The 9,795-nt window shown below is 39.3% G+C and carries 6 protein-coding genes and 2 pseudogenes; 5 read left to right on the top strand and 3 right to left on the bottom strand.

The window, feature by feature from the left end:
• Together V7659_RS20965 and V7659_RS20970 are read right to left on the bottom strand one after the other, a co-directional pair.
• Positions 1 to 198, bottom strand: a pseudogene (locus V7659_RS20965) (hypothetical protein); the annotation flags it as partial.
• The gene (locus V7659_RS20970; RefSeq protein WP_335541991.1) at positions 179 to 670 is read right to left on the bottom strand and encodes a hypothetical protein; all 492 of its coding nucleotides are present in this window, start codon (positions 668 to 670) and stop codon (positions 179 to 181) included. The gene V7659_RS20970 and the pseudogene V7659_RS20965, both read right to left, overlap by 20 nt.
• Positions 671 to 826: 156 nt before the next feature.
• Here V7659_RS20970 and V7659_RS20975 point away from each other — a divergent pair.
• From V7659_RS20975 to V7659_RS20985, 3 genes and pseudogenes are all read left to right on the top strand, one after another.
• Positions 827 to 3,150: pseudogene (locus tag V7659_RS20975) on the top strand (xanthine dehydrogenase family protein molybdopterin-binding subunit).
• Positions 3,137 to 3,973 carry an FAD binding domain-containing protein gene (locus V7659_RS20980; protein ID WP_335541992.1) on the top strand — a complete coding sequence of 279 codons (837 nt, stop codon included), beginning with the start codon at positions 3,137 to 3,139 and terminating at the stop codon, positions 3,971 to 3,973. The pseudogene V7659_RS20975 and the gene V7659_RS20980 overlap by 14 nt, the downstream one beginning before the upstream one ends.
• Before the next feature lie 39 nt (positions 3,974 to 4,012).
• Positions 4,013 to 4,468 (top strand): (2Fe-2S)-binding protein, encoded by a 456-nt coding sequence (locus tag V7659_RS20985; protein WP_335541994.1) that lies wholly within the window; start codon positions 4,013 to 4,015, stop codon positions 4,466 to 4,468.
• A gap of 50 nt (positions 4,469 to 4,518) precedes the next feature.
• Here V7659_RS20985 and V7659_RS20990 read toward each other — a convergent pair whose 3' ends face one another.
• Positions 4,519 to 6,597, bottom strand: coding sequence for a peptidoglycan D,D-transpeptidase FtsI family protein (locus tag V7659_RS20990; RefSeq protein WP_420491453.1), 2,079 nt, complete (start codon positions 6,595 to 6,597; stop codon positions 4,519 to 4,521).
• 241 nt (positions 6,598 to 6,838) lie between these two features.
• On the opposite strand from V7659_RS20990, the gene V7659_RS20995 reads away from it, so the two are divergent.
• Complete coding sequence (locus V7659_RS20995) at positions 6,839 to 8,374, top strand: carboxypeptidase M32 (protein ID WP_335541997.1); 1,536 nt, start codon at positions 6,839 to 6,841, stop codon at positions 8,372 to 8,374.
• A 310-nt stretch (positions 8,375 to 8,684) separates the two neighbouring features.
• Entirely contained in the window at positions 8,685 to 9,473 is a 789-nt protein-coding gene (locus V7659_RS21000) for a TerC family protein (RefSeq protein WP_335541999.1), read from the top strand.
• The last annotated feature ends 322 nt before the right edge of the window (positions 9,474 to 9,795 follow it).

A 9,795-nucleotide genomic window follows, 5' to 3' on the forward strand; every position in this document is an offset into this window, starting at 1 on the left:
ATATAAATCCAACGGTGGAACGGCAATGGTATGATCAAAAATCATTCCTAGAAAAGGGCCAATGAGGAAACAATAGGCGGCTGTCAGTTCTGGTAATTTTTTAGGCAAAAAATAAATGAAACCAAGCCCCCCAAAGATCATTCCAAGAACAAACCATTCATTTATATCAAAGCGACGATCATAGATTAGATGGACCATTATATTCCTGTTTCTCCTTAGACGCTAATTTCATTAACAGATTCACAATAAGTAGCGAGTAAACCATCAGCCCTATACAAACGAGGCTGAAATGCCAGATGGACCAATGATGGTTATGACTATATCCTAATATTCTTAGTAAATGTTCAAAAACCAATAAAAGGGTCAAAATGACCGCTGTGATGAGTATTCTGTTACTAGGTATCTTAGCGAAAGACAACTGATTAACAAATAAAAGCAGTAAATATGGAATGATGAGGTCCCGATAAATTAAAACAGTGATAAATTCTACCGGATCTTTACCAAAAGTAAACAAATTCATTTTAAGGGTTATGATTGTAAAAATGTTGATTTGAACAATCTGAATCGCTAGAAATAGTATGATATTTACATTGCTGGGTAGTTTCTTTTTCGATGAAAAGAAGACGGTCAAAACCAACCAGGAAATAATTATATAAATAACAAGTCCCATATTTTCCACCTAATTATTCCAATAATGATTTCTGTTAGGTTTTACACAAATATGGATATTTAGTCAGCAATTAAAAAATATATCATTCTAGGAATAGCCTCCAAATAAATATAAATAGGATAGGTAATCCACATAAACGTGAGGGGAGGGATAAATTTGGAGGTTATTGGGAAAAGTGTCATTCGCAAAGAGGCTTTTGATAAAGTATCAGGGAGGGCAAAATATACCCATGATTACCATTCCAATCCGATGTTATCTGGCAAAATGGTCATTAGTCCTTATGGCCATGCGAAGATAGTGAAAATTGACACATCCGAAGCTTGGAAGATTAATGGGGTTAGGGCCATTCTTGCTGGAAAGGAGTATCCATTAACAGGGGAGGCCATCCGGGACCGGCCGCCTATCGCCTTTGATAAGGTTCGCTACNNACGGTTGCACTTGTTGTAGCTGATTCACCAGCGCAGGCTAAGATGGCGGCTGACCTGATTAAAGTCCAATATGAATTATTGCCGGTCGTAAACTCCCCTTCCCAAGCATTTGAAAAAGGAGCACCCTTAGTCCATGAGAACTTAGGTAAATATAAAAAGGAGGATGACTCTCATCCGCTGCCTGACACCAACATTGCTACCCATATAAAAATTCGTAAAGGTAATATGGAAAAAGGGTGGGCTGAGACTAACACAGTGGTGGAAGCAAGTTATTCTTTTTCTCCTTCAGATCATGCGGCAATGGAAACAAGATGTGCGTCTGCCGAAATCATGCCCGATGGGAATATCTTTATTACTACTTCTTCTCAAGCCCCTTTTATGGTTAAAAGGCTAATCGCTGATTACTTTGGTGAGAATATGGGGAAGATTATTGTTCGAACCCCACTTGTTGGCGGTGCCTATGGAGGAAAGGCAGCCGTACAACTGGAGGTCCTGGCCTATCTTGCATCTAAAGCAGTGGGTGGAAAACCGGTAGAAATCTTAAACACGCGAGAAGAAGATATCTTAACATCGCCGTGTCACATTGGTTTAGATGCAAAAATTAAAATAGGAGCTGATCACAGCGGGAAAATAAGAGCGGCGGAAATCCGCTTTTTATGGGATGGCGGGGCCTATTCCGATAAAGCAATTGATCTTACTAGGGCTGGAGCGGCGGATTGTACTGGACCATATAACATACCAAATGTCTGGTGTGATTCCTACTGCATGTATACAAACCACCCCTATGCAGCCCCATTTAGAGGCTTTAGTCATTCCGAACTTTCCTTTGCTATCGAACGAACATTTGATTTACTAGCGCTAAAATTAAAAATGGACCCGCTTAAACTTCGGTATATAAATGCGATTAAACCGGGGGATACGACTCCGACAAGAGTCCGTTTAAATAAAAGTAATGTCGGTAACTTACAACAGTGTATTGAGCGAGTAAAAGATTTAATTAAGTGGGATGAAGGTACAATCAAAGAGGTAAATGAGCGGTTTGTGAGAGTAAAGGGGGTTAGCTGCAGCTGGAAAACGTCGACGATTGATCCCAATGCCCCTTCGGGAGTGATATTAACATTTAATCGAGATGGAAGTATCAATTTATTTTCTGGTGTAATTGAAATTGGAACTGGAACAAAGACAGTCCTTGCGCAGATGTTAGCAGAAAAGCTGAAGATGAGTGTGGATAAGATACATGTTCGGATGGAAGTGGATACGCAAACAACACCAGAGCATTGGAAAACTGTCGCTAGCAGAGGAACATTTATGGCAGGAAGGGCACTGCTCGAAGCGGCGGATGATGTGATCAGGCAATTAAAGGGAATTGCTTCGACCGTTTTAAGAGCACCGACAGAAGATCTTGTGGTAGCTAATAGCCGAGTCTTTTTGAGGGATGATCCATCCATAGGAATTCCGGTTAAAGACATCTGCTATGGTTATCAATATCCTAATGGTAATTCGATAGGCGGACAAATTATAGGGAGAGGGAATTATATCTTACGTCATATAACCCATTTGGATCCTGAGACTGGGGCAGGTAAGCCGGGACCTGAGTGGACAGTTGCAGCCTATGGTGTAGAAATTGAATTTGATAAAAGAGATTATACCTATAGGCTATTGAAGGCGTGTACGGTGGTCGACATTGGGCGAGTTTTAAATGAAAAAGCAGCATTAGGTCAGGTAATGGGTGCGATGAGTATGGGATTAGCATTTGCTGGCAGGGAAACGTTTTATTTTGACGAACAAGGCAGGGTTCTTAATCCCCAGCTCCGAACCTATCGGCCCCTCCGCTATGGAGAAAATCCAGAATATATAGTGGGATTCGTTGAAACACCGCTTTTAGATGGTCCGTATGGGGCCCGAGGTGTGGGGGAGCATGGATTAATGGGTATGCCTGGTGCACTCGGTAATGCTTTGTCTACGGCTGCTGGGGTTTCACTTCACCATCTACCTCTTATTCCTGAATTGATTTGGAAAGCAAAGGAGGCGCAAAAAAATGCTTCCCTTTGAGTTTGATTATTTTAAACCGGCTAGATTAAAAGAGGCAGTCGATTTATATCAGTCTTTAGATAAAGATGGAAAGAATCCAATGTTCTTTTCAGGCGGCACGGAATTAATAACGCTTGGAAGAATCGATTTAGCGTATACCGAGGCGGTTATTGATATTAAGGATATCCCTGAATCCAAGGTAATGCAGGTAAGCGGTGATCATTTACTTCTAGGCAGTACCCTTTCACTTACAAAAATTGAAGAGGCAAATCTTTTTCCATTGCTAACTCATACAGCAAGTGAAGTTGCGGACCATACGGCACGCGGGAAAATTACTTTAGGTGGGAATATATGTGCACGAATTTTTTATCGAGAAGCTGTTTTACCATTTTTGCTCTCGGACAGCAAAGTATTAATTGTTGGTCCCGAAGGAAAAAAGATGGTGCTAATCAATGAAATTTTTCAAGAGCAGCTTCAATTGAAAAAAGGGGAAATACTTGTCCAATTAGCAACAGAATCCCGGTTTATTGCTGCGCCATTTATTAGTATCAAACGCCGTCAACAGTGGGACACTGGCTATCCATTAATTACAGTAGCCGCCTTAAAATTAGGGCAGGAGGTGCGCTTGGCAATCAGTGGCTTGTGCCCATTTCCGTTCCGGTCAAAAGAGTTGGAGTCTTCTTTAAATAATAAAGAGCTTCCGTTGACTCAAAGAATTACTAATGCCCTTGATAAGTTACCAAAGCCGATTTTAGATGATGTTGAAGGCTCAGCAGAATACAGGCTTTTTGTATTACGGAATATCTTGTCAGATGTGTTTGCTGCATTGGGTCCTAGTTCTTGAGATTGATAGCTTAATTGAAGGAAGGAAGGAGGGTGAGGGGTGAAATCACACACGTTTATACTAAATATAAATGGAGAAAAGCAAAGTGTAATGGTACGGTCAGGCGATACCCTTTTATATGCAATCCGAGGTCTTGGGCTGACTGGTGCAAAGCCTGGGTGTTTGAACGGGGATTGCGGCGCTTGTACAGTCAATGTTGATGGGTGGCCGATGAAATCATGTCTAATGCTTGCTGTGGAAGCGGATGGAAAGAAGGTAACAACGATTGAGGGTTTGGAGAATACACCCATCCAGCAGGCTTTTGTTAAAAATTTTGCTTTCCAATGTGGCTACTGCACACCTGGGTTTATAATGAACTGTCACTCGTTAATCGAGCAGCATCCAGATGCAGATGATAAAATCATCAAGGAATGGTTGGAGTCAAACATTTGTCGATGCACCGGTTATGCAGAAATAGAAAAGGCTGTGAAATCAGTGTTAAGGAAAAATGAATAAAGGGAATAACGTAATAAAAAGGATGCCACTCATTGGCACCCTGAGTATAATTATCTTTTCTTCATCTGAAAATATGTATCTAAAACACGGCGTCCTATTTTCAAGTTTGCCCGATTGTCTTTTTTGCCCTGGTAAGCCCATGGTACAATAACCGCCATAGCCACTTCAGGATTCGAACTAGGAGCATAACTTACCAAACTAAGGTTCATAACTGGTGGTGGTTCTTTCCCAAATCGGTACCGCTCTGGTCCATCGTAAAAAGCTTCAGCTGTACCTGTTTTTCCGGCAGGAGAGTAGGGTGCATTTCCGAAATATTTATAGGCCGTGCCGCCGCGTTCTTGCATAACCTTTCTAAATCCTAATTTGACGCGATACAGCCAATCTGATTTCATATCAATTGTATTTAGGACCGTTGGGGATATTTCTTTTACAACATGCCCAAGTTCACTTGTCCCTTCTTTTGGTTCGAGCATTTGTTTGACAACATGCGGCTGCATTCGGTAACCGCCATTTGCGATGGTAGAAACATATTGTACCAACTGCATAGTAGAATAGGTATCATATTGTCCAATCACCAGGTCAAGTAAATATCCCGGCAGGTGACTTTGACCTTTAAATCCCGATTGCTCATTCGGTAAATCAATTCCTGTTCTGGTTCCTAGACCGAACGAGGCAAACGAGTTACGAATGGTCTCAAATGCCTTCGAGCTTATGTTTAATGGTTGATCGTATTCATAATGCCCTTTTCCAATTCTTATCGCTGTATGAAACATATAAACGTTGGAAGATAATTTTAAGGCATTAATTTCACTTAATCTGCCTAAGTAGGCATAGGATTTCTTTAAAGGAGTGGCCTTGATTTTTAATCCTGTATCATCAAAAACCGTTCCCGGAGCAATTGCGCCTGTTTTATATCCAGTCAAAATAGTTGCGCCCTTGACAGTAGAACCAACATTATAGGTGGTTGTAAATGTACCGAGAGCGTCATCTTCCATTTCAACTCTGCCTGTTTGATTATTTCTTACTATTTTTTTACCAGACATGGCTAAGACTTCGCCAGTTTTTGGGTTCATTAAGACCACATATGCTCGGTCTGTTAGATAGGTTCCCGGATATCTTTTCGCAGCCCAAAGTTCCTCTTCAATGATTCGATCAATCTTCCTTTGTAAATCCATATCAATACTTAAAACAAGGTCTTTTCCTTTTTTTCCATTAGATATAGGATGGTTTTCGATTACATTTCCTGTTTTATCGGTTACATTTTTTATTTTTGATTTGTAACCATGGAGGACATTTTCATATTGCCACTCAAGTTGACTTTTTCCCACTCTGTCATTACGGCTGTAATCTCTTGCTAAAAAATATTCTAATTGCTCAGCAGGTAGCCCCTCATCGGATTTGGTTACTTTTCCTAGTACTGACTTTAAGGTTTGGTTGAAAGCGTAGGACCTCTCCCAGTCCGTAGTAGTATCCACTCCTGGGAGTGATTGCAGATTCTCACTTACGACCGCCAATTCTTTCGCAGTCACGTTTTCATTTTTAATGATTTGGGTTGTAAACTTGTAGCCATTGTTAAACTCTTTATAAAGGGCAAGGACCTCTAGTTTTTCATTAGTCAATTCCTTTAATTCGCCAGTTGTGATGCGCTCTAATTTCAATTTATAAATATCATTATCTGTTAATTTATTTGCATAAAATAATTCCATTTCCTTTTTTGAGATTTTGGCATCGGCGCGTTCTGGATTCGTCATAATCCAAAAATCGCGTTTATCCCTATCTGTCACCTTGTTTGTTTTTTTCGAAATCAGTTTTGCCAACTTCTCAGCTGTTTCGAGCATGACTCCTTGACTAAATCCTTCATTGGTGTAAGAAATCGCACTTTTAGGGACATTATCAACGATTATTCTGTAATCTCGGTCAAGGATTCTTCCACGCGGGACAGGACTACTAATCGTGATATCTTCTTTTCTTGCTAAATCTCTTTTGAAATTTTCGCCATAAACAATTTGTACAAAACCAAGCCGGAGGATTAGTACGGAAAATAAGAAAAAAACACTGAAAAATAGTATATTTAAACGAAAGGGGAAGTGGGACTTATTTTTTTTCTGTTTTTCCAATTTCCTGCACATCCTTTTTACTAAAACAAAATATGATTTACATACCTATCCTGCCCATTTGTAAATAGCAGTATGATAATTATTCCAATTCATTATTTATAAATCGACATAGTTCTAGTTTGATGAATTTTTTGTCTATAAAAAAAATTCTAATTTTTCCCCATATTTTAAGTTTTACTTTATAATCAGAAGGGATGTGTTTTTTTCTAAAACAAACATCTTTAGAAACGAGAGAATTTATTAGGAGGTCTAGATGATGGAACAGAAAGTCATTGATCCAGTGGTACTAAAGGCATTAGGGCAATTTAAGGCTTTGGATGAAAAAATCACTCATTTTTCAAGCATTATTGGTTTAGCTGACTGGGATCAAAAAGTCATGGCACCGAAAAAAGGGAGAGGTACGTTCGCCAAGGCAACGGGGACCCTTCGGACGGAAATTTTTAAGCTTTCTGTTTCTGAGGAAATGGGAGAACTGCTAGCGGAGCTAACTCTTCCTGATAACTTAATATTATTAGATGAAGTGACAAGAGCAAAAGTTAGAGAATATAAAGAGTATTACCAAAAATCAAAGAGCATTCCTGCTGACCTATTTCAGGAATACAGCATCTTAACTGCTCAGGCAAATGATGCTTGGGAAGAGGCAAGAGAAAATAATGATTTTGCTCGGTTCCTTCCGTACTTAGAGAAAATCGTTGATTACAAGCGAAGATTTGCTGAAATCTATGGGTATGAAGACCATCCGTACGATGCCCTCTTGGATGAGTTTGAACCAGGTTTAACGGTGAAAATACTCGATCCGCTGTTTGCAAAATTAAGAGATTCTAGTGTTAAGCTTTTAGAACGCATTCAACAAAAAGGAAAGCGGACACAGGCAGAAATTTTTGAACAATCGTTTTCGATTGAAAAGCAAAAAGAATTTAACCGCTATATCCTGCCTATTATAGGCTTTGACCTTGAAGCGGGCAGATTGGATGAAACGGTCCATCCTTTTGCACAAACCGTTAATACAGGTGATGTACGATTAACGACTCGTTATTTAGAAGGAAATGTCCGCTCTGCTTTATTTGGAACCATTCATGAGGCTGGGCATGGAATTTATGAGCAGCATATCAATCCACAGTTTGAGGAATCTGTATTACAAAGTGGGGCATCCTTCGGTATCCATGAATCTCAATCGAGATTTTTAGAAAATATGGTCGGCCGCAGTAAGGAATTCTGGAAGTACTTCTACCCAAAACTTCAAGAGTATTTTCCAAAGCAGCTCGAAAATATGACTGTTGACGAATTTTATCGGGCTGTTAATACGGTGCAGCCTTCCTTTATCCGTGTTGAAGCGGATGAATTAACCTATAATTTGCATATCATGCTTCGTTATGAAATTGAAAAAGCATTAATCAGCGGAGAGATTGAAGCGAAGGACCTGCCAGAAGTTTGGAATCAAAAAATGCAAGATTATCTCGGTGTTACACCTAGTACTAACACGGTTGGCGTCTTGCAGGATGTTCATTGGTCATTTGGAGGCATCGGTTATTTCCCTTCCTATTCATTAGGGAATCTCTATGCAGCTCAAATTCTCCGTACGATTCAAAAAGACCTTCCAGATTTCTATAACCATATTGAAAATGGACGCTTTGATCTTATCCAAGAATGGTTAAAAGAAAAGATCCATCAATATGGAAAGCTTTATACCCCGAATGAATTGATTGTTAAGGTTACGGGGGAAGAATTAAACGCGGAATATTTGGTTGAATATCTTGAGAGAAAATATACAGAGGTTTATGAATTGTAAACTATATAGCCGTGAAGTATGTAGATATTAAACTCTTAAAATAACATTGACATTTTCTTTACAGTATAATAAACTATTAATAATTAAATATTTCCTTTTTAAAGGGGAGTAGCTGCTACAATAAAGTCGTCATTCCGAGTATTCATTACTCCGGCTTTATTGGCAACATTTACGTTGTTAGCAAGACCTTTACTTTACTGTAAAGGTCTTTTTGTGTGTTATTTTAGGCCTTTACTGTAATCAGTAAAGGCCTATTTTTATGGCGTAAGGGAGTATTTGAAAAAAAACCAACTTTAAGGAGGAAATATTCATGGACTTAACTCTTTTACTGGAATACGGCTGGGTATTATTAATCTTGGTGGCATTAGAAGGTCTCTTAGCCGCTGACAACGCTTTAGTACTTGCGATTATGGTGAAACAATTACCCGAAGAAAAACGTAAGAAGGCATTATTTTACGGTTTGGCAGGAGCTTTTGTGTTTCGCTTTGCTTCTTTGTTTGTGATTTCGTTCCTTGTGGATGTGTGGCAGGTTCAAGCCATTGGCGCTCTATATTTACTGTTTATGGCTGGAAATCATATTTTCCGCAAGGTGGTCATTAAAGGGAAAGAAGAAGATATAGAGGAGAAGGCAGGGGCAAAAAAGAGCAATTTTTGGGTGACAGTATTAAAAGTTGAAGTGGCTGACATTGCTTTTGCCGTTGATTCGATCCTTGCTGCTGTCGCAATGGCCGTTGCCCTGCCAAACACACCGCTTCCAAATATCGGTGGTCTGGATGGTGGTAAATTCTTGGTAATCTTTGCTGGCGGGATTATTGGATTAATTATTATGCGCTTTGCAGCGAATCAGTTTGTCAATTTATTGGAAAAACGACCAGGTTTAGAAATTGCTGCGTTTACCATTGTAGGCTGGGTTGGTGTGAAGCTTGCCGTCTACACATTATCACATCCTATGTTAGGGATTTTAAATGAAGATTTTGCGCATTCAACAGTTTGGAAAATAACCTTTTATGTAGTATTAGTAGGGATCGCCGCAGCCGGCTGGTTTTTCTCAAAGGATAAAAGCGTAGAACCAGTGCGTGAAGAACCAAAGACACTATAATTTTGCCTCAAAAGAAAGGCAGACTGACCCCATATCTGCCTTTCTTATGTACTTTTTTACCTACAATTCAATGGACAGTAAGGTTATAAGTTGTAGAAGTTAAAACAATGAGCAACCTATAAAGTATTATCAAAAATCCAATTTTCTAGAGAGGTTTGTATTGATGAAATTAAAAACATATCTTTTAATCGCCTTTAGCCTGAGTGTGGTTTCCATTATTGGCTTTAGTCTGATATCCTTATTAATAAGTGACCAAAAAATCATTCATTTTGATCGTACCATAATTAACAGTGTTCAAGGAATGGAAACACCACTACTTACA

It is taken from the genome of Neobacillus drentensis (assembly GCF_036966985.1).
Taxonomy (GTDB): Bacteria; Bacillota; Bacilli; order Bacillales; family Cytobacillaceae; genus Neobacillus; species Neobacillus drentensis_E.

Bases quoted from the DNA above. Each gene is read 5' to 3' on its own strand.
- V7659_RS20970 (WP_335541991.1), bottom strand. From the start codon at position 670: ATGGGACTTGTTATTTATATAATTATTTCCTGGTTGGTTTTGACCGTC.
- V7659_RS20980 (WP_335541992.1), top strand. From the start codon at position 3,137: ATGCTTCCCTTTGAGTTTGATTATTTTAAACCGGCTAGATTAAAAGAG.
- V7659_RS20990 (WP_420491453.1), bottom strand. From the start codon at position 6,597: ATGTGCAGGAAATTGGAAAAACAGAAAAAAAATAAGTCCCACTTCCCC.
- V7659_RS20995 (WP_335541997.1), top strand. From the start codon at position 6,839: ATGATGGAACAGAAAGTCATTGATCCAGTGGTACTAAAGGCATTAGGG.
- V7659_RS21000 (WP_335541999.1), top strand. From the start codon at position 8,685: ATGGACTTAACTCTTTTACTGGAATACGGCTGGGTATTATTAATCTTG.